The organism is Pseudodesulfovibrio pelocollis, from assembly GCF_030282845.1.
Taxonomy (GTDB): domain Bacteria; phylum Desulfobacterota; class Desulfovibrionia; order Desulfovibrionales; family Desulfovibrionaceae; genus Pseudodesulfovibrio; species Pseudodesulfovibrio pelocollis.
In genome coordinates this window covers 1-24,408 of sequence record NZ_JASTWE010000037.1, presented here as the reverse complement: position 1 = coordinate 24,408, position 24,408 = coordinate 1, and the positions used below count along the sequence as shown (strand labels likewise).

Here is a 24,408-nt window from a genome sequence, read left to right as displayed (position 1 = left end):
GACGGGGCCGCAACAACCCCGTCCGTTTGTATCGGGCTAGATGTCCAGGTTGTAGGAACCGACAAAGGCGCTGACGCGGGCCGTGGAATCGGCGATGCGCTGGCGCAGTTGTTTGCCGTAGTCGTCCAGGTTCAGGGTCTTGCGGGCCACGCCGGTCTCCATGGCGGCCCGGGCCACGGCCACGGACACGTACTCGATCAGCCGCAGGTCAAGGGCCTTGGGGATGATGTAGTCAATGCCAAAGGTGAGGGAATCCACGCCAAAGGCCTTGCAGACATAGTCCGGCACCGGCTCCTTGGCCAGATCGGCCAGGGCACGGGCGGCGGCCAGCTTCATTTCCTCGTTGATGGCCGTGGCCCCGGCGTCAAGGGCGCCCCGGAAGATGAAGGGGAAGCCGAGCACGTTGTTGACCTGGTTGGGGAAGTCGGACCGGCCGGTGCCCATGATGGCGTCGGGCCGGGCCTCTTTGGCGTCGTTGTAGGTGATTTCTGGATCGGGGTTGGCGCAGGCGAAGATGATGGGGCTTTCACCCATGGACTTGACCATGTCCTTGGAGACCACTCCCTTGGCCGACAGGCCCAGGAAGCAGTCCGCGCCCTTCATGGCCTCGGCCAGGGAGCTGTACTCGCGGTTGGTGGCATAGGCCTGCTTGGAGGCGTTCAGGTCGGTGCGGCTCTTGTTGATGTGGCCGCGCGAGTCGAACATGGCGATGTTCTCGGGGTCCACGCCCATGCTTTTGTAGAGGTTGGTGCAGGCGATGGCCGAGGCTCCGGCCCCGGACACGACCACGCGCAGGTTCTCGGCCTTCTTGCCGGTGATCTCCAGGGCGTTGATCATGCCTGCGGCGGTGACGATGGCCGTGCCGTGCTGGTCGTCGTGGAAGACCGGGATGCCCATCTCGGCCTTGAGCCGCTCCTCGATGTAGAAGCATTCCGGGGCCTTGATGTCTTCGAGGTTGATGCCGCCGAAGGTGGGCTCCATGGCCTTGACGATCTCGATGATCTTGTCCGGGTCGGTCACGTTGAGGTTGATGTCAAAGACATCGACATCGGCAAAGACCTTGAAGAGCACGCCCTTGCCCTCCATGACCGGCTTGCCTGCGGCCGCGCCGATGTTGCCCAGGCCGAGCACGGCGGTGCCGTTGCTGACCACGGCCACCAGGTTGCCCCGGGCCGTGTACTCGTAGGACTTGGACTCGTCCTCGGCGATGGCCAGACAGGCCTGGGCCACGCCCGGGCTGTAGGCCATGGACAGGTGCTTCTGCGTCACGCAGGGCTTGACCGGGACGACCTCGATCTTTCCCTTGCGTCCGGTCGAGTGGTAATTGAGCGCTTCCTCTTTGGTGAACAGTGCCATTTTCATCTCCTTGGCTGGATGGGTATTCCGTGAGCCGTCGCGCCTGCGGGGCCGCCTCATGTGGCGGCAAGCCCGTGGTCTGCGCATAGGCCCGCTGGCGACGACCGTGTATCGACCATGGCCGGCATGAACCGGGTCCTTGTTCAGCGCCGCAGGGGAAGTGTCCGTGAGACGGTCCACCGCCATCCGGCGTTCTCTCGTGTCGCGGAAGCGACCGGGCGTTGATTGTCGGCTCAGTCAATGTCGCGGTCCTGACGCGGTTGCGTCTGGAGGGCGGACTGGCTGTGCCGGTGGACGGGTTCATGGCGAAATGCGGGGCTGGCCCGCAGTGGTGGCCATTGTCGAGCCCTGGGCCAAGGCCGCGTGAAAGGACTTCGCTCAGGGTGCCGTCCTCGATGATCGCGTTGTCGCCACGTCCGCGAGGAAGACGGCTAGCCAAAAGTCTTGACACAAGGCTGGCCCGGTGTCCATGCCCCGGTCGGCGATATTTGGCCGTCGATCTGGCCGCACTCCTAGGGGGGCGGGCATTTGCGGCAGTGCGACTTTTCCAGGAAAGCCGGGAGAAACGGGCGACGCCCCGGCCGGTGAGTCCGGCCGGGGCGTCGTTTCTGATGTCGTCGAAAGATGTCTTTAGCGGCGTGGTGGAAGGAGATGCCTAGTCGCGCGGCAGGCTCATGCCAAGCAGGCAGTAGGCCAGCTGGGCGGCGGCAAAGTCCGAGGCGTGGTCGCCCGGAGCCGGGGCCAGCTCGACCACGTCGGCTCCGATGACCTGCCTGCCCGCGGTGATCCGCTCAAGCAGGGTCAGGGCGTCGTGCCAGCCCAGGCCCCCGGGCACCGGGGTGCCGGTGGCCCGGATCACGGACGGGTCGAGGCCGTCCACGTCAAAGGTGATGTAGATGCGCTCGGGAAAATCCGGGGGCAGCACCTGGGTGGGGATGCCCTTGAGGTGGAGCTTGCGGGCGTCGAGGCAGGCCACGGACTGGGCCTTGCGGTAATCCGCCTCCTCGGCGCACATGGCGCGCACCCCCACCTGGAAGACTGGCACGCGCAGGTCGTCCATGGCCCGGCGCATGACGCAGGCGTGGCTGAAGGGCGAGCCCTGGTAGGTGTTGCGCAGGTCGGCGTGGGCGTCGAACTGGACCACGCCGAAGCGGCCGTATTTCTGCTTCATGGCCCGCAGCGCGCCCAGGGTGACGGTGTGCTCGCCGCCCAGGACCAGGGGCAGGGCCTCGCATTCCAGGGCGTAGGCCACGGCGTCCTCGATGCGGTCCAGGGTCTTGGCTATCTCCTTGGTGCAGTCCACGGGCTCGGCGGTGTGGATGCCGCCCGAGGCGGGCACCCGGGAGCCGTTCCACAGCTCCAGCTGCTGCGAGGCCGCCAGGATGGCCGCCGGTCCGGCTGCCGTGCCCCCGCCATAGGACGTGGTGCTCTCAAGGGGCACGGGAATGATGTGGACAGCGGCCTTGTCCGGTTTTTCGTTGGGAATCTCCCCTTCCAGAAAATGCGGTGCCATGGGTCGTCTCCTATGACAGGCGGTTTTTGAAATCCTGGTAGCCGAAGCGGCGGATGGTGCGCATCTCGCCGGGGTCCGGCCGGAAAAGCATGATCGAGGGCAGCTGGATGCCATTGAAGGTGTTGGTCTTGACCATGGAGTAGATGGCCATGTCCGTGAACACCAGCCTATCCCCAGTCACCAGGGGTGTGTCAAAGGAATATTCGCCCGCCACGTCCCCGGCCAGGCAGGAAGGTCCGCCGATGCGGCAGGTCCACGCCTTTTCCCCTGGCTCGCCCGAGCCGACGATGTGGGGTCGGTAAGGCATCTCGATGACGTCGGGCATGTGGCAAGGCACGGCCGAGTCCATGATGGCTATGTCCATGTCCGCCTTGACCACGTCGAGGACCGTGGCCACCAGATAGCCCGCGTTGAGGGCCACGGCCTCGCCCGGCTCCAGGTAGACCTCCACCCCCCACGTCTCCCTGAACCGGGTGATGATGCGCACCAGCAGATCCACGTCGTAGCCGGGCCGGGTGATGTGGTGGCCGCCGCCGAAGTTGACGTAGCGCATGCGCGGCAGGATGTTGGCAAAGGACGCCTCGACAGCGGCCACGGTGCGCTCCAGGCAGTCGGCGTCCTGCTCGCATAGGTTGTGCCAGTGCAGGCCGGTCACGCCGTCGAGGTCGGCCGGGTCGAAGTGGGCGCGTCGTATGCCCAGGCGCGAGCCCGGCGCGCAGGGATCGTAGATGGGGGTGGCGCCCTCGGAATGTTCGGGGTTGATGCGCAGGGCCAGCTCGATGGCGCGGCCGCTCTCCTGAGCCAGCTCGCACACCAGGGGGCGGAAGCGCCGAAGCTGGGCAAAGGAGTTGAAGACGATGTGGTCGCTGGTCTGGCATAGGTCGCGAATGTCCGCCTCGCTGAACCCGGCGGCAAAGGTGTGCACCTCGCCCCGGCCGTTTGCGCAGTGGGGCGCGAACTCCTCGCGGCCCAGGCGCGCCTCGTGGGGCGAGCTTGCGCACACGCCGTCGAGACTGGCCGCCAGCAGGGGAAAGGTGCTGTGCATGGCAAAGCACTTGAGGGCCAGCAGCACCTTGCACCCGGCGCGCTCCCGCACGGATGCGAGCACGGTCAGGTTGTCGGCCAGCAGCCCCTCGTCCACCACGAAGCACGGGGTCTGCACCCCGGCCGGGTCGAAGCGGTATCGGCTTCGTCCGTCCACTACAGTTCCACCTCGGTCCAGGGCAGGCCGTGGGCGTTGAGTGCGGCCATGAACGGGTCGGGGTCCATTTGCTCCATGTGGAAGACGCCCTTGCCGGTCCACTTGCCGGTGAGCATCATCATGGCCCCGATCATGGCGGGCACGCCGGTGGTGTAGGAGATGGCCTGGGAGCCGACCTCCTCATAGGCGGCCTCGTGGCTGCATATGTTGTAGATGTACATGGTCTTGTCGCGGCCGTTCTTGACGCCCTTCATGACGTTGCCGATGCAGGTGCGGCCCTTGGTCAGCGGCCCGAGGGAACCGGGCTCTGGCAGCACGGCCTTGAGGAATTGCAGCGGCTGGATCTTCTGGCCACCAAAATCCACCGGCTCGATGGAGGTCATGCCGATGCCTTCGAGCACGCGCAGGTGGGTCAGGTACTGGTCGCCAAAGGTCATCCAGAAGCGGGCGCGCTTGAGCCCCTTGATGTGCATGACCAGGGATTCCAACTCCTCATGGTACATGAGGTAGCACTTCTTGGTGCCGATGCCCTCGGGGAAGTCGTAGCTCATGGACCAGGACAGGGGGTCGGTCTCGACCCACTCGCCGCGCTCCCAGTAGCGGCCGCGCTGGGTGATCTCGCGGATGTTGATCTCTGGGTTGAAGTTGGTGGCGAACGCCTGCCCGTGGTCGCCCGCGTTGCAGTCGATGATGTCGAGCACGTGGATCTCGTCGAAGTGGTGCTTCATGGCGTGGGCCGCGAACACGTTGGTCACGCCCGGGTCGAATCCCGAGCCGAGCAGGGCCATGAGCCCGGCCTGCTCGAAGCGCTCCCGGTACGCCCACTGCCACTTGTACTCGAACTTGGCCTCGTTCGGCGGCTCGTAGTTGGCGGTATCCAGGTAGTTGACGCCGGTTTCGAGGCAGGCGTCCATCAGCGGCAGGTCCTGGTAGGGCAGGGCCAGGTTGACCAGCAGGTCGGGCTTGATCCGCTTGATCAGGGCCACGGTCTCGGCCACGTTGTCCGCGTCCACGGCGTAGGTGGGCACGGTCACGCCCGTTCGCGCAAGCACGGACGCGGCAATGGCGTCGCACTTGGACTTGGTGCGGCTGGCCAGATGGATTTCGGTGAACACCTCGGGGACCTGGGCGCACTTGTGCACCGCCACGCTGCCGACGCCGCCAGCGCCAATGATCAATACCTTGGACATGACTGTTCCCTCCCAGAAAAATCGCCCGCACGCGGGGCGGTTTACCGTTCGAAGTAGGTGTATCCCTGCAACCCGGTCTTGTATGCCTGGAGAATGGCGCGCCGTTGTCCGGCGGTGATGCGGCCGTCGCGAACGGCGTTCTCGGCGGTCTCGCGGAACCTGGTCAGCAGGTGCTTGGTGTCGTATTCCACATAGGAGAGGATGTCCTCCACCGTGTCGCCCTCAAGCTCGCTGACAAAGTCGAACTCGCCGTTGTCGCGCACCCTGATGGTCACGACATTGGTGTCGCCCAGCAGGTTGTGCAGGTCGCCCAGCGTCTCCTGGTACGCGCCTACCAGGAACGCGCCGAGGTAGTACTCGTCGGTTTCCTTGAGGTCGTGCAGGGGCATGGTCCGCTTGACGCCCTGGCGGTCGATGAAGCGGTCGATCTTGCCGTCGCAGTCGCAGGTGATGTCGGCCAGGATGCCCTCGCGGGTGGGCCGCTCGTCCAGTCGGTGGACCGGCATGATGGGGAAGAGCTGGCCGATGGCCCAGGCATCGGGCAGGGACTGGAACACGCTGAAGTTGCAGTAGTAGATGTCCGAGAGGGCCTGACCGATGCCTTCCAGCTCGTGGGGCAGGGAGGGCAGGTCCTTGGACAGGGTGGCGATGCGCCGGATGGTTTCCCAGAAGACGTTCTCGCCCTGGGCGCGCTCGCGGAAGGTGATCTTGCCGTGGCTGAAGGCCTGGCGCACCTCGTCGCGGTAGTAGAGGATGTCGTTGAAGCACTCTTGAATGTTGCGCAGGTTGAGGGATTGCAACGTCTCGAAGAGGTGGCGGATGTGAATGTTGGTGTCCTCGGGCAGGACATCGGGCAGGGGGTCGGGCTCGAACCGGGCCGCGTCGAGCACGTTGAAGAGGAGCATGGAATAGTAGGCGACCACGGCGCGGCCCGACTCGGTGACGATGACCGGATGATCCACGCCCTGCTCGTCGAGCACGGTCATGACGCCCTCGACCACGTCCACGCAGTATTCGTCCAGCGTGTAGTTGCGGCTGCTCATGAAGTTGGTCTGGGTGCCGTCGTAGTCCACGGCCAGACCGCCGCCCAGGTCGAGATAGCGCATGTTGGCGCCCTCGACCACCAGCCCGGCGTAGACGCGGCTGGCCTCGGCCACGGCGTTGCGGATCTCTCGGATGTTGGGAATCTGGGAGCCGAGGTGGTAGTGGAGCAGTTGCATGCAGTCGAGCATGTCCGCCTCCTTGAGGCGGTCGATGACGTCGATGATCTGGGTGGCGTTGAGGCCGAAGATGGAGCGGTCGCCGCCGGATTCGGACCACAGGCCGTTGGCCTGGGCCGAGAGCTTGACGCGCACTCCGAGGATGGGCTTGACTTTCTTGGCCTTGGAGCGCTCGATGATCAGCGGCAGCTCGCCGGGCATCTCCACCACCAGGATGCAGGTGAATCCGAGCTGGGTGGCGTGCAGGCCGAGGTCGATGAATTCCTCGTCCTTGTAGCCGTTGCACACCAGCACGGCCTCGGTGTCGCGCAGCATGCCCATGGCGGCCACCAGCTCGGCCTTGCTGCCCGCCTCGAGCCCGTGGTGATACTTCTTGCCGTGACGGGTCACGGCCTCCACCACCTGATGCTGCTGGTTGACCTTGATGGGATAGGCGCCAAGATAGGAGCCCTTGAAGCCGAGGCTGCTCATGGCGGAGCGAAAGCGCTCGTTGATCAGGGTGATCTGTGTGTCGAGGATGTTCTCGATGCGCAGGAGCACCGGCATGTCGAGGCCGCGCTCCTGGATTCCGGCGATGACCTCGGGGATGCTCACGGCCTTGTCGAACCGGCCGGGCTCGGGAGTGACCAGCATATCCCCCGCATCGGAGATACCGAAGTATCCCGCGCCCCATTCACGTACTCCGTAGAGTTCTCTGGACTTGTCAGCCGTCCATCTTTGTAGTGTATGTGCCACTCATAAATCCTCGCATACCAAGAATTTCGGGCTGTTGCCCCGTCAAGGGCCGACATGGAGCCATGTCGCGCCGCGCGTCTGCCGAAAGCGGGGTGTTATGGGTCACGGCCCGAGATGTCAATGAAAAAGCTGAAGGGGGCAGCAAGCCCTGTCCAGCCCGGTGTTTCCGCCGGTTTGCGCCATGGCTGCGACGCCGTGTTCCGAGCATAGCACTGTGGCCGCAAAGTGCAAATCAGGAAATGAACGGCAGCGGTTGTTGTCATGCGCGCCGGTTCAGGTCACAATGACCGGTGCCCAGAGCGGGCGGAGGATTGATGGACCGACCCACGACCACGGCATCAGCAAGACGCAACCCGGCGCACGATTCGGCCCTCGGGCCTCGTCTGCTCTTCTTCAGCGGCGGCACGGCCCTGCGCGAGACCTCGCGCCGTTTGATCCGCCACACCCGCCGCTCGGTCCACGTCATCACACCCTTTGACTCGGGCGGCAGCTCGGCGGTGCTGCGCCGCGCCTTTGGCATGCCCGCAGTGGGCGACATCCGCAACCGGCTCATGGCCCTGGCCGATCTCGACCAGCCGGGCGTGCGGGAGCTTTACGCCCTGTTCACCTGCCGCCTCTCCCGGCGGGAGTCCGGCCCGGCACTGCGCACCGAGCTTGTGCGCATGGCCGGGGGCGCGCACGTGCTGGCGGCCCTGGTGCCGGAACCGACGCGCGGCCTCGTTATGGGCTGGCTCGGCGAGTTCCTGGCGGCCATGCCCGAGGATTTCGACCTGCGCGGGGCGAGCATCGGCAACCTCGCCCTCACGGCGCGCTGGCTGGCCCACGGCCGCAGGCTGGCCCCGGCCATCGACGAGGTGGCCCGGCTGATGGGCGCGTGCGGGCTGGTCCGGCCCGTGGTGGAGGGCGACCTGCATCTGGCGGCCGGGCTGGCGGACGGCACTGTGGTGACGGGCCAGCACCGGCTCACGGGCAAGGAGGGCGCGCCCATCTCCTCGCCCGTGGCCCGCATATGGCTGACCGGCTCCCCGGACGACCCCGCGCCCGTGGACGTGGTCATTGACGGCGAAGTGGCCAGGCTGGTGGCCGGGGCGGACCTGATCTGCTATCCTGTGGGCAGCTTCTTCACCAGCGTGCTGGCCAATCTGCTGCCCCAGGGCGTGGGCCGGGCCGTGGTCGCCTGCCCTGGGCCAAAGGTGTTCGTGCCCAACCCGGTCGGCGACCCCGAGCTGCTCGGCCAGACCGTGGCCGGACAGGTGGCCCTGCTGCGCCGCATTTTGGCCGCCAGCGGCGGGCCCGCCGGTGCGGGCAGCGTGCTTGACCATATTATGGTGGATGGCCGGGCGGATTACCCTGGCGGGCTGGATCGGGCCGCGCTGTCAGCTTCGGGCCTGCGGGTCATCGATACGCCTCTGCTGGGCGACGAGCCGGACCGTTTCGACCCGGACAGGCTGGCCGAGGCCCTGCTTTCCCTCGTCTGACACGAATTTCCCGGTCCGCGACCCGTTACGAGCCGAGCATCAAAAAATGCGGAGGTGCGACATGAAGGCCATGGTCCTTGAACGACACGGCGACGACTACGCCTTTGCCGAGCGCGAACTGCCCCGGCCCGAACCTGGCGAGGGCGAGGTGCTGGTGCGGGTGGCCGGGTCCAGCCTCAATCCTATTGACCACAAGATCGCCACCCTTGGCACCGCCCTGACTTTCGCGTCCGAGTTGCCCGCAGTGCCGGGCATGGACGTGTCTGGCACGGTGGAGACCGTGGGTCCGGGCGTGACCCGCCTGCGTCCCGGCGACCGGGTCTTTGGCTGTGCGGGTGGGCTTGGCGACATGCCCGGCGCGCTGGCCGAGTTCATGGTGGCAGATCAGGCCCTGCTTGCCCCGGCCCCGCAGTGCATGGACCTTGTTGACGCCGCCGCCCTGCCGCTGGTGTCCATCACCGCCTGGCTGGCCCTGTTCGAGCGGGCGCGCCTCTCGGCCGGACAGACCCTGCTGGTCCACGGCGGAGCGGGCGGGGTGGGCCATATCGCGGTCCAACTCGGCGTTCACGCCGGGGCCGAGGTCTGCGCCACGGTCTCGGGCAACGGCAAGGCGGACGTGGTGGAGGCCCTGGGGGCCACGCCCATCGACTACCGGGCCACCTCGGTGGACGACTACGTGGCCGGGCTCACCGGCGGGCGCGGATTCGACGTGGTCCTCGACACCGTGGGCGGGGCCGTGCTCGACGCCTCGTTCCGGGCCGCCGCCCTGGGCGGGCAGGTGGTCTCCACCTCGACCCGTTCCACTCACGACCTGAGCGTCATGCACGCCCGGGGGCTCTCCCTGCACGTGGTCTTCATGCTCCTGCCGCTGATCACGGGGCAGGGCCGCGCCGCCTATGGCCGTATCCTCGAAGAGGTGGCCGCCCTGGTGGACGACGACGTGCTGGCCGTGCTTCTGGACGAGCGCCGCTTCCACTTCACCGAGATCGCCCTGGCGCATCGCCACTGGGCCTCGGGCAATGCCCTGGGCAAGGTGTCGGTGACCGTGGAAGGGTAGGCCGCAAAAACAGGTTGATCGGCCCAGGCTGGCCGCCGTGGCGGACAACCCGTGGAATCTCCACGGCAAAGGCTGTGGAAAACCGCGCAAACCGGCCGGGATGTTTGGCATTAATCGAGAAATGACGCTTGACAAAACGCGGCCCAGAGGAAAGGTTGGGAACAACCCGAAATGAGGGGTTGACCGGGTGCCCGCGCATCCGGGGTTTCGGCATTCCCGCCATCACCCGTACCCAGACGTGACGACATGGCATCAGACGACACCAAAATCCCCGCACCCGGGTCATCGGGCGCGCCCGGAGACACACCGGTCAAGGCCGACGGACCGGTCAAGGCCAGTGGGCCGGCCAAGGCCAGTGGGCCGGCCACGGGCGGCAAGGCGCAGGCAGCCGCCACGCCGGAGCCAGGTCCTGTGACCGGACCCGGCCCGGGTGCCGTGGGCGGCCCGGCCCCGGACCTGTCCAGCGACGAGCGTCTCTCGCCCAAGGACATCGACTTTCAGCCGCCGCTGGTCATCTGCCTGTCCATCATCAGCCGGCTCATGGGCAAGCCCGTGTCCTCCGCCACCCTCAAGGCGGGCATCCCCCAGCAGGAGGGGGTCATCACCGCCGCCTCCATCGTCCGGGCCGCCGAGCGCATCGGCATCGCGGCCAAGACCGTACACCGCCCTGGCGTGCGCAACATCACCAAGCTGGTGCTGCCCTGCATCCTGCTCCTGCGCGGCGGCAACGCCTGCGTACTGCTGGACACCGAGGAGGACAAGGCGCGGGTCATGGTGCCCGGCCACGGCATGGACGAGACCGAGATGGATCTGGCCGTCCTGGAGGAGGAGTACACCGGCTACGCCATTTTCTGCCATCGCAAGGGCACGCTGGACAAACGCGTCAGCGGGCTGAAGCTGGTCCAGACCAAGCGCTGGTTCTGGGGCGTGCTGCTCAGCTTCTGGCCCATCTACCGTCACGTCATCGGCGCGAGCATCATGACCAACCTGATCATCGTGGCCGCGCCGCTCTTTGTCATGAACGTCTATGACCGGGTCATCCCCAACAACGCGTTGGACACCCTCTGGGCGTTGGCCATCGGCATCGGCATCGCCTACCTTTTCGATTTCCTGCTCAAGAACCTGCGCAGCTATTTCGTGGATGTGGCCGGGCGCAGCGCGGACGTGCTCATCGGCAGCCGGATCATGCAGCACCTCATGTCCGCCCGGCTCGACCACATGCCCGAATCGGCCGGGGCCGTGGCCAACAACGTGCGCGAGTTCGAGTCCCTGCGCGAGTTCTTCAGCTCCAGCTCACTGGTGGCCCTCATCGACATGCCCTTTCTGCTCCTGTTCATCGGGGTCATCTCCTACATCGGCGGGCCGCTGGCCTGGCCCGTGTTCGTGGCCGTGCCCATCGTCATCCTGTTCGGGCTGTTTCTCCAGATACCTTTCCAGCACATCATCGAGAAGCACTACAAGGAATCGACCCAGAAGCACGCGCTGCTCTTCGAGATCGTCCAGGGCCTCGAAACCATCAAGACGAGCATGGCCGAAGGCAGGATGCAGGCGCGCTGGGAAAACGTGGTCGGCATGTCGGCCCTGTCAAACAGCCGGGCCAAGGTCATGGCCAATCTCTCGGTCTCCTTTTCCATGTTCATCACCCAGGTGGTCAGCGTGGCCATCATCATCATCGGCGTCTATCTCATCGCCAAGGGCGAGCTGACCGTGGGCGGGCTCATCGCCTGCAACATCCTGGCGGGCCGGGCCATGGCCCCCCTGAGCGCCGTGGCCGGTCTGCTCTCGCGCTTCCAGCAGTCGCGCATGGCCCTGGGGGCGCTGGACCTGCTCATGGAGATGCCCAGCGAGCGGCCCGAGGAAAAGGAGACCTTCCACTATGGCACGGTGGAGCCCTCCATGACCCTGGAGAACGTCTCCTTCAGCTATCCCGGCACGGACAAGGCGGTCTTGAGCGAGGTCAACCTGCGGATCAAGCCGGGCGACAAGGTGGGCATCGTGGGCCGCACCGGCGCGGGCAAGTCCACCCTGGGCAAGCTGTGCGTGGGGCTCTACCAGCCGGTGAGCGGCTCGGTGAAGGTGGGCGACATCGACCTGCGGCAGATGGATGTGGCCGACCTGCGGCGCAAGGTGGGCTACGTGTCGCAGGATTCGCTGCTCTTTTACGGCACCCTGCGCGACAACATCGCCTTTGGCCTGCCCGAGGCGGACGACCAGTCCATCAAGTACGCGGCGGACATCGCCGGGGTGACAGACTTTGTGCGCGACCATCCGGCGGGCTACGGCATGATGGTGGGCGAGCGCGGCTCGTCGCTCTCGGGCGGCCAGCGCCAGGCGGTGTGCGTGGCCCGGGCCATCCTGCCAGACCCGGAGATATTGATAATGGACGAGCCGTCGAGCAACATGGACAACCAGTCCGAATACCGGCTCAAGGCCATGCTCGAACCCTATGTCAAGGACAAGACCCTCATCGTCATCACCCACCGCCATTCCATGCTCGATCTGGTGGACAGGCTGGTGATCATGGACAAGGGGCGCGTGGTGGTGGACGGCCCCAAGCAGGCCGTGCTCGACGGGCTGAAGTCAGGAAAGATCAAGGTTTCCATGTGAGGACGCGGTGACCAAAGACAGATTCGAACGGGAAACACTGCTGTACATGTCCGAGGTGGACCAGGCCATGTTTGGCCGGGGCCGCAGGATGGCCTACATCGTCTCCATCTCCATCATGGTCATGTTCTGCGGCTTTCTGCTGTGGGCCTGGCTGGCCGTGCTCGACGAGGTCACGCGCGGGTTCGGCAAGGTCATCCCCTCGCAGCGGGTGCAGGAGATCCAGAACCTCGAAGGCGGCATATTGAGCGAAATTTTCGTCATCGAGGGCCAGGTGGTGGAAAAGGGCGATCTGCTCTGCCGCCTGAGCAACGAGCAGGCGGCCAGCTTTTACCGCGACGCCATGTCCAAGGCATTGGAACACCGGGCGGCCATCGCTCGGCTCCTGGCCGAGGTGGAGGGCGTGGAGCCGGTCTTTGACGACGAATTGCGCGAGCGCGCACCCCAGCTTGTGGATGACCAGTACCGCATCTTCGAGGCGCAGCGGCAGCAGTCGGCCATCGAGCTGAGCCTGCTTCTGGACCAGTACGAGCAGCGCATGCAGGAGGTCAACGAGATGGAGGGGCGGCGGCGCCAGCTCATGAAGAGCCTTGAGGTGGCCGAAAAGCAGCGCAACATCGCCAAGCCGCTGGTGGAGCGGCAGATCCACTCCGAACTCGATTATCTCGCTCTGGAACAGCGGGTGCTCGAACTCAAGGGCGACGTGGAGGCCCTGACCCTGGGCATCCCCAGGGTCAAGCGGGCGGCCCAGGAGGCTCAGGGCCGCATCGAGCAGCGCAGGGCCGAGCTGCGCAGCCGCGCCCTGGCCGAGATCAACGAGCGCAGGCAGGAACTGCTCTCCATCAACGAGACCCTGGCCTCGGGCGGCGACCGGGTCACGCGCACCGACGTGCGCTCGCCTGTGCGCGGCATCATCAAGCACATCCTCATCAATACTCTGGGCGGCGTGGTCCAGCCCGGCAAATCCATCATGGAGGTCATCCCCCTGGACGATACCTTGCTGGTGGAGGCGCAGATCAAGCCCTCGGACATCGCCTTCCTGCACCCCGGGCAGGAGGCCCAGGTCAAGATCACGGCCTACGACTTCTCCATCTACGGCGGTCTTGATGGCACGGTGGAGCACATCAGCGCCGACACCATCCAGAACGAGAAGGGGGAGAGCTTCTACGTGGTCAGGGTGCGCACCGAGAACAACGCCATGACGTACCACGGCAAGCGGCTGCCAATCATTCCCGGCATGACCGCGCAGGTGGACATCCTCACGGGCAAGAAATCCGTGCTCGACTACCTGCTCAAGCCGATACTCAAGGCCAAACAGAACGCGCTGCGCGAACGCTGATCCGCTCATGGTCCGCGCCACCCGCATATGCCGGACTCCCTGGGGGTGGTGCGTCGCGCTGCTGGTCCTGAGTTTGGCCCTCGGGGGGCGCGTGGCGCTGGCAGCCGAGGGCGGCCCGTCCCCGTCGCTGCTTTTCGGCACCGTGGAGTTCAAGGGACCCATCTCACAACTGCCCAAGTGGACGGGCGTCCTCGAAAAGATGCAGGGGTGGAAGGGGTTCTTCGAGGACCCGTCCATGGCCGGTGTTCCGGCCCGCCAAAGCTGGCAGACCCTGAAGAACGAGATCGCGTCCGCCCCGCCCATGGACCGCGTCAAGGCGGTCAACAAGTATTTCAACCAATGGCCCTACAGGCTGGATCAGGCCAATTACGGCCAGAGCGACTACTGGGCCACTCCTCCTGAATTCATGAAGAAATCCGGCGATTGCGAGGATTATTCCATCGCCAAGTTCTATGCCCTCAAGGAGCTTGGCTTCACCGGCGACGACATGCGCATCGTGGCCCTTCGGGACACCATCCGCAACATCGGGCATGCGGTGCTGGTGGTCTATCTCGACGGCGATGCCTATGTCCTCGACAACCAGACCGTTATGGTGCTCTCCCATGCGAAGTACAAGCACTACATGCCCCAGTATTCCGTGAACGAGCGGTTCCGCTGGATGCATGTGCCGCCCACCGGGAAGACCACCTACACCAAACCGAAGCAATGATCCCGGACGCCCCCCGGGGCGGTCGGAACAACACAACCAGATGGAGTAGACAGATGATGGCCAGACAAGCACAGACAACATCCGAGGTGCCGAAGAGCATCGGCGGGGCCGGACAGGGCGTCAAGATCGGCGTGGTCATGGCGTTCGTCCTGGTGATTTCGGCGGGCATCCTGTTCCTGGCGGGCCAGGCGGTGAGCGACAAGCGCGCCGAGGGGCTGGAGAACCAGGAGAAACGGCTCGACCTGTTGGCGCACGGCCGGGCCGAGGTGTTTCAGGCGTGGCTCTCCGAGCTGTCGCGCCAGGGGGACAGGCTGATCAAGTCTGACCTCTTCCGCCTGTACGGGGCCGAGGTGGACAGCGTGGGCGACAACCTGGGTGCCGTTTTCGGCTCCGGATCTGGCGAACTGGCCGAGGGCCAGGGCGCGGAGCTGGCCGCCCAACTGCCCATGATGCAGAACATGCTGCGCGAGTTCTCCACTTATTCCGGCTTTCTCAACGCCCGCATCCTGACCCGGGGCGGCGATGCCTACATCGCCACCGACGGCCATCTGCCGCCCATGACCGACATCCAGCGCGGCTTGGCCCGGGAGGCCGTTTCGTCCAAGGAGCCCCGGTTCTCGCCCCTGCGCAGGACGGGCCAGGGCCTTGAGATGGACATCTACGTGCCCATGTTCCCGCCGGACGACGAGGCGGGCGAGGCCATCGGCGCGCTGATGATGACCAGGCAGGTGACGGGCAAGGTCACCGAACTGCTCTCCAACTCGGCCCTGTCGGCCAAGGGGGAGCGCACCCGGCTGATGCAGCGGGCCGAGGGCGGCTACCGCGAGGTCACGCCCTGGACGGCCGAAGGGTTCACCGACGTCACCGCCCGGCTGGAACTGGACGAGGCGGGCGATCTGCCATTCGGCGCGCGCGAGAGCCTGTCGGACCGCGACCAGCCGGTCTTTTCGCTGGGCGTGCGGGTGGAAGGCCCCCAGTGGTGGGTGGTGCAGGAGGCCGACCATGCGGCGGCCATGGCCCCCATCGAGAACTTCTCCCGCACCGTGACCATCGTGGCTGGCCTTGGCATCCTCACGGCCCTGCTCATCGCCGGGCTGGCGTGGTGGGTGCTGGCCGGGGTGCAGAGCCAGCGCATCGCCCAGGAATTCCAGGCCCTGGCCGCGCTGATCGACGAGCAGAAGCGGTTCATCGACTCCATCAACGCCAACATCGACGAGTTCATCACCTTGAAGGACGCAACCGGGCGCTACACCTATGTCAACGACGCCTTTGCCCAGGCCGTGGGCCGGAGCAAGGAGGAGCTGATCGGCATGGACTCGGCCGCTGTCTTCGGGTTTGACACGGCCAAGCGGCTGTCCGCCGTGGACGAGGCCGTGCGGGCCGAGCAGCGCAAGATGACCATCAACGAGCCGGTCTTTCTGCGCTCGCAGCGCCACCAGTTCCAGATTTCCAAGTCGCCTTATTGCGATCAGGACGGGGTGTGCCAGGGCATTGTCGAGGTGTACCGCGACATCACCGAGTTCGTGGCCGTGCAGGAGAAGAACAAGCGGCTCATCCGCCGGGCCATGGAGGCGCTGGGGGCCACCATCGAGGCGGCCGATCCCTATCTGGGCGGCCACACCCGGCTGCTGGCCGGGCTCTCGGTGGAGGTGGCCCGGGCCATGGGTCTGCCCGAGATGGACATCGCCGAGATCGAGACCGCGGCCAACCTCTCGCAGATCGGCAAGATGTTCGTTCCCAACGAGATCCTGACCAAGCCGGGCAGGCTCACCGACGAGGAGATGAAGGTCATGGAAGGGCATGTGGATCATGCCTACCGCATCCTCAAGGATATCGACATCGCCGAGGGCGTGCTCATGGCCATCTACCAGATGAACGAGCGCGACGACGGCAGCGGGTATCCCAAGAAATTGAATCGTGACGAGATATTCCAGTCGGCGCGCATCCTCTCGGCCCTTAACGTGTTCTGCGCCATGATCCGTCCCCGGGCCTATCGCGGGGCCAAGGAGCCCGGGCAGGCGCTGGAGATTCTCAAGGGCGAGGCATCGAAGTTCGACCCCGCCGTTGTCGAGGCCCTGGCCGGGGTGGTCGCCAGTCCGGCGGGCGAGCGGTTCCTGGCCCCCAAGGCGTAATCCCGGTCCTCATCTGGTTGTGCGAGGCCCCGGCGTGGATGCGCCGGGGCCTTTCTCGTGGTATGGGCAAAAAAGTGCTTTGCAAGTGAGTGGCCATTCATGTATTGATATCGGCTTTGCAAACGGGTCCACCGTCCCGCTCGCCGTCTTCATCCCGCCGAGGATCATATGCAATTCATGGAACGCTGGAAGGCCGACAACGGCTACAGACAGGCTTTGGTGCTGGGTTTGCCGCTGGTGATCAGCATGGTTTCGTCATCGGTCATGACCTTTACCGACCGCGTCTTCCTGGGCAGCTACTCCATGGCCGCCCTGGCCGCCTCGCTGCCCGCGAGCGTCGCGGCCTTTCTCTTCCTGTCGTTCTTTTTCGGCGTGGCAGAGTATGTGGGCGTGTTCGTCTCCCAGTATACCGGGGCCACCAGGCACGAGCGTGTGGGCGCGGCCCTGTGGCAGGGGCTGTGGTTCTGTGTCCCGTCCGGGCTCTTCCTGGCCGCCCTCTGGTTCGTGGCCGAGCCGCTCTTCGCCCTGGCCGGTCATCCGCCAGAGGTGCGGGAGCTGGAGGTGGTCTATTTTCGCATCCTGACCCTGGGCGGCGGCCCCTTCCTGGTGGGCATCTGCCTCTCCTGCTTTTTTTCGGGCAGGGGGCTGACCAAGCCTGTCATGGTCGTGAACATGGCGGCCATGGCCCTGAACATCCCACTGGACTACTGCCTGATCAACGGCATCGGGCCCTTTCCGGAGCTTGGCATTGCGGGCGCGGGTATCGCCACGCTGGTCGCGTTCACCCTGCCCGCTGTCTGCTTCGGGCTGATGACCTTCACCCGGGCCAACGAGGAACGCTTCCGGGTGCGCTCGGCCTGGCGCATCGACCGCGCGCTGTTCGGCCGTTTCATGCGCTACGGCCTGCCCGGCGGGGTGCAGTTCTTCATCGACATGTTCGCCATCACTTTCTTTGTCTTCATTGTCGGGCGCATCGGCCCCACCGAGCTGGCCGCCACCAACGTGGCCATCTCGGTCTACACCCTGGCCTTTTTGCCCATGATCGGCATGCACGTGGCCACCAGCATCATGGTGGGCCAGGCCATGGGGCGGGGCGAGCCGGACCGGGCGGCCTACGCCACCAAGAGCGTACTGCACATCGCCCTGGTCTACATGGTCCCCATGGGCTTGATCTTCGTGGCCTTTCCCGGGCCGTTCATCGAGTTGTTCCAGGCGCGGGGCGACACGGCCAGCGACTTTGCGCCGGTGCTGGCCTCGGGCACTGTGCTGATGCGCTATCTGGCCGTGTTCTGCCTGCTGGACGCCATTGCCATCACCTACATGGGCGGGCTCAAGGGCGCAGGGGACACCCGGTTCATCATGCTGACCATGGCCGGGGCCTCGGTCTTTTGCATGGTGGGGCCGCTGGTGCTGCTCAATCACTTCGACATGGTGGACATCCACGCACCCTGGCTCTGTCTGCTGGCCTATGTCACGGCCCTGGCGGCCACGTTCATGACCCGTTTCCGCAAGGGGCCGTGGCGCACCCTGCGCGTCATTGACGAGTAGGCGGCCGGGTCGTTTGAACCAAGGGACCGCTTTGGGGGTTCAGGAAAACAAGAAGGGGCACCGCCGCATGGCAGTGCCCCTTTCCCGTCAGGGTGATTTCGGTCGCAGGGACTATTGGGGCAGAGTGGAGTAGGTGCTCTCAGAGACTTCGAGGGTCTTGACCAGCCGTCCCTGGAGATTGAGGAACTTGTAGAGGGTGAAGTCGCGGTTGCTCTGGGCGGTTTCGAGCAGCACACTGTTGGTGAACACCTCGTTGATGGCGTCGATCACGTCAAGGAGCGAGCGCTGGCCCACGTTGAACTGCATCAGGTACATGTCGCGCGATTCGATGCTGTACTGGAGCGCTTCCTGGTGTTTGTCCACCTGCCCCATGGCGGTGTTGTACTCGGCCCAGGTGGTGGCCACCTGCCGGGTCAGTTCGTCGGTGGTGTCGTGCAGGTCTTCCTGGGCCTGCCTGATGCGGGCATTGGCCGCCTGGGAGGACTGGTAGTCGCTGCCGCCGCTGAACAGGTTCCAGGACATGGCGAGCATGGCCCGGTCGTCGCGCAGATAGGTGGACGAGCCGTCGTGGTGGTCGGTGTAGCGTGAGCTGACCTTGATGTCGATGTCCGGGTAGTAGCTGGAGCGGGCCAGATCGCGGTCCTGGGTGACGGCTTCCACGTCCGCCTTGCGGGCCTTGATCTTCGGGTTGGCCGCGATGGAGGTTTCCAGCACCTGATCGAGGGAGGCCGGGACATACTCGGGGGTGAAGACCTGCTCGGCCAGGGAGCCGGGGGTCTTGCCGGTCTGGCGCACGTATTCAGCCTCGCTGGCGCGCAGTTCTCCAACATAGGTGATGAGCGTTGTCTCGGCGCGGGCCAGACGGCCACGGGCCTGCATCTCGTCCGCCTTGCTGCCTGCTCCGCCCGCCACGCGCTCGGCGATGGATTCGAGCACGGACTGGTGGTCGGTGATGTTGCCCTCGGCCAGGGTCACCAGCTTGCGCGTGCGCACCACGTCGAAATGGGCGCGGATGGCGCTCAGGGCAATGGAATCCACCATGTCGAAGAGGCGGTTTTCCGTGGATTCGAGGCGGGCCTTGGAGCCCTGGTAGGTGCTCAGGCGGCCCATGCCGTCAAAGACGTTCTGGGTCAGGGTCAGGGAGGAGTCCGCGGCGGTGCGGGTGCGGTCCTCGTTGCCCAGGTTGCGGGCCGTGGAACTGTTGTACTGCTGGAACCCGTACTGGGACGACAGGTCAAGGGACGGGAAGAACCGGCCCAGGGCGGCCGAAAGGTCTCGCGAGACCGCCTCGCGGTTGAAGAGCATGGCCTTGATCTGCGGGTGCTGTTTGACCGCGTCGACCACGGTTTCCTTCAGGGTGGTGGTGCCGTCGATGTCGGCCCGGGCAGGGGTGGCAACGGCCATGGCGAGAGCCATGAGAAGCGGTATCAGCAGGGAGTGTTTCATGTCGTTTTTTTCAAGTGGGTTCAGGTGTGTAAATGTATTCATGCTAGGTATAGTTATTTCGGGCGCAAGGCAAGGGCGAAGGTGCGGAAAAGCCCCGGTCTCCATGGGAGGCCGGGGCTTTTGGCGTTGCCTAGTGGTTGCCGTTGCCGCCCGAGTCGATCATGTACTGGAGCAGGTCGTCCACGTGGTTTTCGTGGGTGACGGCGCTCTGGTGGCCGGAGAGGTTGGTCTGGCTCACTCCCAGCAGCTTGATGACCACCTGATCCGCATCATTGCCCACGAGCACGTCGGCGTAGCTGATGTTGTCGGCCGTGGTGCCGAAGGCGATGTCGCGGACCTCCATGCCGTCGCGCAGGTCCAGGGCGTCCATGCCCACGGAGAAGTCCTCCACCGTGATCTCGCCGCCGCCGTCGGCCAGGACCGAGCGGTCGATGATGATGGTGTCGAATCCGTCGCCGGTGCGGATCACGTCGCGGCCGCTGCCGGGATTGAAGGTGTCGTTGCCGATGCCGCCGATGAGCAGGTCGTCGCCGGGGCCGCCCACCAGCAGGTTGTTGCCGCTGCCGCCGATGAGCGTGTCATTGCCCGCGTTGCCTTCAAGGGTGTCGTTGCCAGCGCCGCCGAAGGCGTAGTCGTCGCCCCCGCCGCCGATGAAGTGGCCGTCCTCGGTGCCGCGTACGGTGACAACGAGGTCGTTGAAGTCGTCGTCATCGTCGTTTGCGCCGTTCTTCTTGTATGGATTGGAATCCTGATTCGGCCCGTTGCCCTGTCCGGCGAACTGGTCGTCCATGCGGACTTCCACGGCCTCACCCGGATCGACGGTGAACCCGGCTCCCAGGGTCTGGCCCACGTTGTCCAGACTCGGTTCCAGGCCCTGGCCGTTCTCGCCGATGAAGGAGGACCAGAATCCGGGCTCTTCTCCGGCCGGGTTCAGGGCCGGATCGTCAAAGTGCACGTTGGTGTAGGAGTTGGCCCCGTCCCTGGTGACGGAAAGCTCCCACTGGCCGTTTGACCAGACGAAGTCCAGGGAGTCGGTGGCCAGCACGGTGGTCGCCGTGACGTCGGGAATCAGGAAGAACCTGATCCGGTCGTCTCCGGCAAAGGTCTTGAGCACGTTGCCCGGCACCGCTGTCTTGCTGTTGAAGAGGATGATCTCCGGGTCCACGGGCTTGCCCTGGTCATCAAGGGTGTAGATGCCGAGCATGTTGGTGTAGCCCGCGTCCTGGGAGGCGAAGACCACCTCCTGGCCGCTGACATCCATGACCACCATGCCCGGCTCGCTCACCCGGATGGCGCTGGTGGCCGTGTTGCTGGCCAGGGACTGGCCACCTTCGGCGTCGGTTACCTGCACGGTGATCTGGCGGGTGCCGAATCCCGGGTCGTCGGCCGTGTTGGCAAAGGTGATGGCCTTGATGGCGCTCTCGTACTCGGCGGCCGTGGCCGTGCCGCTCAGGGTGACCACGATCCGCCCCCCGGTGGTGGCGTCCACATCCACGAACAGGCCGGAGACGCCGTCGGTGTCGAGCACGTCGCCGGGTCTGGCGTTGGTCAGGGTGATGACCGCCTTGCTCATCATGGCCGAGTCCACGTCGCTGATGGCGATAGTGCCGGCGATGGACACCGGGGCCTCGCCCGCCATGTAGATGGCGGCGAAGTCCGCGTTCTGCTCGGTGGCGTTCAGGTCCAGGGTGGGAGCATCGTTCACCGGCGTGATGTTCAGGGTCACGGTGGCGGTATCGAAGCCGCCACGGCCGTCGCTGACGGTGTAGGTGAAGGTGGCTTGGCCGTTGTAGTCGGCCTCGGGCTCGAAGATCACCTGGGTTCCTTCAAGCCTGACCGTCCCGTGGGTGGCGTTGCCCACCTCGGTGATGGTCAGGGGATCGCCGTCCGGGTCAAAGTCGTTGGCCAGCAGGATGCTGCCGTCCAGGGTGATGGTTTCGTCTTCGAGGAAAGTGCCGGAGACTTCGGCCATGGACTCGCCGCTGACGCTGCGCAACAGGAAGTCGGAGTTGTTGCCCGACAGGCCCGCGTCGTTGGCAAGGGGCATGACCGCCACGGTGGCGATTGGCAGGCCGTAGCCCTGCTCGGTGACATCAAGGGTGACGGTGGCCAGCCCGTTGACCGTGCCCTGCACGTCCACATACCCGAGCAGCGCACCATCCGCATCAAAGGCGGCCACGCGGGCCATCTCGGTGTGTCCGCCGTCGTAGGGGGCACCCTCGCCACCAAACAGGGCCGACAGCTCCAGGGTCACGCTCTGCATGGGCTTGTCAAAGGACACGGCCAGCAACTCGGTGTGGGTGTCGTGGCTGCCGTCGAGCAGGTCCACCTCGCCGCCGTCGATGTTGCCCGGCGCGCTGACGCCCAGGCCGGAATAGGCGTAGCTCGTGCCGTCCACGCTGAAGCTTACGTTCTTGGTGCCCAGATTCGCGTCGCTCCAGGAGCCGGCATCCATTCCGTCACCGGTCAGGGCGCGCACGGCCACTCCCTGAGCCGCCCATTGTGTCTGGACTTGGGTTGTATTGACGCCCGAGTCAGGGGTTGTCAGATCGATGACCACGCCCTCGGTCACGGTGATCGTGCCAAGCTCGTCGTCGCCCGCCACCGGAATCTCGTTGACGTCGCCCACGTTGATGGTCAGCTGCCGGGTGGTGGTCAACTCGCCATCGCTCACCGTGACCTCCACGGTGTAGGATGCGGTGGTTTCGTAGTCGAGGTTCGCGCCTTCCTTGAGGGTGATCACGCCGGTGGCCGGGTCGATGGTGAAGGGCGAGGTGTCGTCCGGGTCGGCCAGGGAATAGGTCAGGCCCATGGAGTCGATGTCCGCGCCCACCACGCTGGCCACGAAGGTGCCGGCCGGGGAGTTCTCGTTCACCGTGACCGCGTCGCCCTCGGCCGGGGTCACGGCGTACATGCGCACGTTGTCGATGACGTTGCCGTAGCCGTCGGCGTTGTGCGAGGCCAGGGTCAGGGTGCCGCTGCCCGCCTCGGTCACGGTGATCAGCACGCGGCCCGTCTCCCAGGCGTCGTCGCCCGGGTTGAAGGAGGCCACGATCTCGCCGTTCCAGAGCACGTCTATGTTGCCGCTGTCCGGTTCCCGCAGATTGGAGCCGCGGTCGAAGAGGTCGAGTTCGACGAGGTACTGGCCCGGCTCAAGGTTGTCGATGGTCTGGGAGATGACCAGGGCCGCCCTGTTGCCCACGCCCGTGTCGATGACATTGTCGCCGTCGCTCGCGCCGATGATGCCGTGGCGTTCGCCGCTCATGACTTCCCAGCGGTCGCCAGCCACCTTGTCCCAGCCCACCGGGGCGACCCCGTTGGCCCAGTCCTTGGGTGCGATGGTCCCGCCGCCAACCAGCTCCTCGAAGCTGCCGTTGACGATGAGGTTGGTGCCGGTGTCGGGCGCGGCCACAGCGAACTGGATGATGGGCGCGTCATTGGTGGGCAGGACGGTCAGGCTGGCGGTCTGCGGCGTGGTGTTCACACCGTCGCTCAAGACGTAGCCGAAGGAGACCTCGCCGTTCCAGTCCTGGGCCGGGGTGAAGGTCCAGGTGCCGTCCGGGTTGGCGGTCAGGTCACCCTGGCCCTGGGTCAGGGTCAGGTTCTCCACCGAGAGGGCGCGGCCCTCGGGATCGTAGGAATTGCCGATGAGGTCGGCGGCGCTCATAGTGATGGCCCCGGCACCGCCGTCGCCGTCCTCGTAAAGTTCGCCGAGGCTGACCGGCACGGCCACGGGCGCTTCGTCCACATCGGCCACGTTGATGGTCAGCTGCCGGGTGGTGGCGAGATCGCCGTCGCTGACCGTGACGTTGATGGTGTAGCTCTGCTTGGCTTCGTAATCCAGGCTCGCGCCCGGGGCCAGGGTGATGACGCCGGTGGCCGGGTCGATCACAAAGGGGGCCGCCTCGCCGGGGAAGCCGTCGCTGTCGCCGATGGCGTAGGTCAGGGTGTCGTTCACGTTGATGTCTGCGCCCAGAGCCGAGGCCACGTAGGAGCCTGTGGCGCTGTTCTCGACCACGGTGACCGCGCCGCCCGGGGCCTCGGTCATGGCGTACATGCGCACGTTGTCCACCACGTTGCCGTAGCCGTCGGCGTTGTGCGAGGCCAGGGTCAGCGTCCCGCTGCCCTCGTCGCCCACAGTGATGATGACGCGGCCCGTCTCCCAGGCGGTGTCACCTGGGTTGAAGGAGGCCACGCTCTCGCCGTTCCAGAGCACGTCGATGTTGCCGCTGTCCGCCTCGCCCAGGTTGGAGCCCCGGTCGAAGAGGTCAAGCTCGATGACATACTGGCCAGGCTCGAGATCGCCTATGGTCTGGGAGATGACCAGGGCCGCCCTGCTGCCCACGCCGAAGTCGATGACGTTGTCGCCGTCCGTGGCTCCGATGATGCCGTGGCGCTCGCCGCTCATGACTTCCCAGCGGTCTCCGGCCACCTTGTCCCAGCCCTCGGGCGTGTGGCCCTGCGCCCAGTCGCCAGGGGCGATGACCACGTCCTCGAAGCTGCCGTTGACCACGTAGTTGCGGGTCTGGTCCGCGCCACTGAAGCTCAGGTCGGGGGCGTCGTTGACCCCTTGTATGGTAATGGTCAGGGTGGTGGTGTCGGTCAGGCTGCCGTCGGAAAGGGTGTAGGAGAATTCCTCGGTCAGGGTGTCGTCCCGGCCAAGGCTCTTGACGGCGTCAAGAGAGTTGTCCGGGCGGTAGGTGTAGCTCCCGTTGGCGTTGATGACGATGGTGCCGTAGTTGCCCTGGATGACGGTGCCCACATTGCCCGCCTCGCCGTTGACTTCGCTGACCGTGGTCCGGTCGCCGTCGATGTCGTAGTCATTGGCGCGGACATTGCCGGTCACCCGGCTGGAGCCTTCGAGGATCATGGCCTCGTCG

14 protein-coding genes are annotated in these 24,408 nt (G+C 65.6%); 7 read left to right on the top strand and 7 right to left on the bottom strand.

Translation table 11 applies throughout. The annotated features are described in order from the left end of the window. Positions 1–36 precede the first annotated feature (36 nt). From QQS14_RS12545 to speA, 5 genes are all read right to left on the bottom strand, one after another. Complete coding sequence (locus QQS14_RS12545; RefSeq protein ID WP_285907348.1) at positions 37–1,356, bottom strand: malic enzyme-like NAD(P)-binding protein; 1,320 nt, start codon at positions 1,354–1,356, stop codon at positions 37–39. 655 nt (positions 1,357–2,011) lie between these two features. Then, the gene (speB, locus tag QQS14_RS12540) at positions 2,012–2,869 is read right to left on the bottom strand and encodes an agmatinase (protein WP_285907347.1); all 858 of its coding nucleotides are present in this window, start codon (positions 2,867–2,869) and stop codon (positions 2,012–2,014) included. 10 nt (positions 2,870–2,879) lie between these two features. Further along, positions 2,880–4,070, bottom strand: coding sequence for a carboxynorspermidine decarboxylase (nspC, locus tag QQS14_RS12535; protein ID WP_285907346.1), 1,191 nt, complete (start codon positions 4,068–4,070; stop codon positions 2,880–2,882). Further along, positions 4,070–5,260, bottom strand: a complete 1,191-nt coding sequence (locus QQS14_RS12530; protein ID WP_285907345.1) for a saccharopine dehydrogenase family protein — start codon at positions 5,258–5,260, stop codon at positions 4,070–4,072. Before QQS14_RS12530 ends, nspC begins: the two co-directional genes overlap by 1 nt. A 41-nt stretch (positions 5,261–5,301) precedes the next feature. Next, positions 5,302–7,215, bottom strand: a complete 1,914-nt coding sequence (gene speA, locus QQS14_RS12525) for a biosynthetic arginine decarboxylase (protein ID WP_285907344.1) — start codon at positions 7,213–7,215, stop codon at positions 5,302–5,304. Positions 7,216–7,529: 314 nt separating this feature from the next. On the opposite strand from speA, the gene QQS14_RS12520 reads away from it, so the two are divergent. The 7 genes from QQS14_RS12520 to QQS14_RS12490 all read left to right on the top strand — a co-directional run bounded on the left by QQS14_RS12520 (position 7,530) and on the right by QQS14_RS12490 (position 18,082). Beyond that, entirely contained in the window at positions 7,530–8,693 is a 1,164-nt protein-coding gene (locus tag QQS14_RS12520) for a GAK system CofD-like protein (RefSeq protein WP_285907343.1), read from the top strand. Between the two features lie 61 nt (positions 8,694–8,754). Next, positions 8,755–9,750 carry a zinc-dependent alcohol dehydrogenase family protein gene (locus QQS14_RS12515; protein ID WP_285907342.1) on the top strand — a complete coding sequence of 332 codons (996 nt, stop codon included), beginning with the start codon at positions 8,755–8,757 and terminating at the stop codon, positions 9,748–9,750. A gap of 246 nt (positions 9,751–9,996) precedes the next feature. Beyond that, on the top strand, positions 9,997–12,357 hold the full coding sequence (locus QQS14_RS12510; protein ID WP_285907341.1) for a type I secretion system permease/ATPase: 2,361 nt from the start codon (positions 9,997–9,999) through the stop codon (positions 12,355–12,357). Between the two features lie 46 nt (positions 12,358–12,403). Then, the gene (locus QQS14_RS12505) at positions 12,404–13,693 is read left to right on the top strand and encodes an HlyD family type I secretion periplasmic adaptor subunit (protein ID WP_425607927.1); all 1,290 of its coding nucleotides are present in this window, start codon (positions 12,404–12,406) and stop codon (positions 13,691–13,693) included. Between the two features lie 91 nt (positions 13,694–13,784). Then, complete coding sequence (locus QQS14_RS12500) at positions 13,785–14,402, top strand: transglutaminase-like cysteine peptidase (protein ID WP_285907339.1); 618 nt, start codon at positions 13,785–13,787, stop codon at positions 14,400–14,402. 53 nt (positions 14,403–14,455) lie between these two features. Continuing rightward, positions 14,456–16,534: an HD domain-containing phosphohydrolase gene (locus tag QQS14_RS12495; protein WP_285907338.1), complete on the top strand. Its 2,079-nt coding sequence runs from the start codon at positions 14,456–14,458 to the stop codon at positions 16,532–16,534. A gap of 168 nt (positions 16,535–16,702) precedes the next feature. Next, complete coding sequence (locus tag QQS14_RS12490) at positions 16,703–18,082, top strand: MATE family efflux transporter (RefSeq protein ID WP_285907337.1); 1,380 nt, start codon at positions 16,703–16,705, stop codon at positions 18,080–18,082. 111 nt (positions 18,083–18,193) lie between these two features. Here QQS14_RS12490 and QQS14_RS12485 read toward each other — a convergent pair whose 3' ends face one another. Next, on the bottom strand, positions 18,194–19,528 hold the full coding sequence (locus QQS14_RS12485; RefSeq protein ID WP_285907336.1) for a TolC family outer membrane protein: 1,335 nt from the start codon (positions 19,526–19,528) through the stop codon (positions 18,194–18,196). A 130-nt stretch (positions 19,529–19,658) separates the two neighbouring features. Then, positions 19,659–24,408, bottom strand: a 4,750-nt coding sequence (locus tag QQS14_RS12480) for a tandem-95 repeat protein (protein WP_285907335.1), incomplete at its 5' end; no start/stop codon positions are given.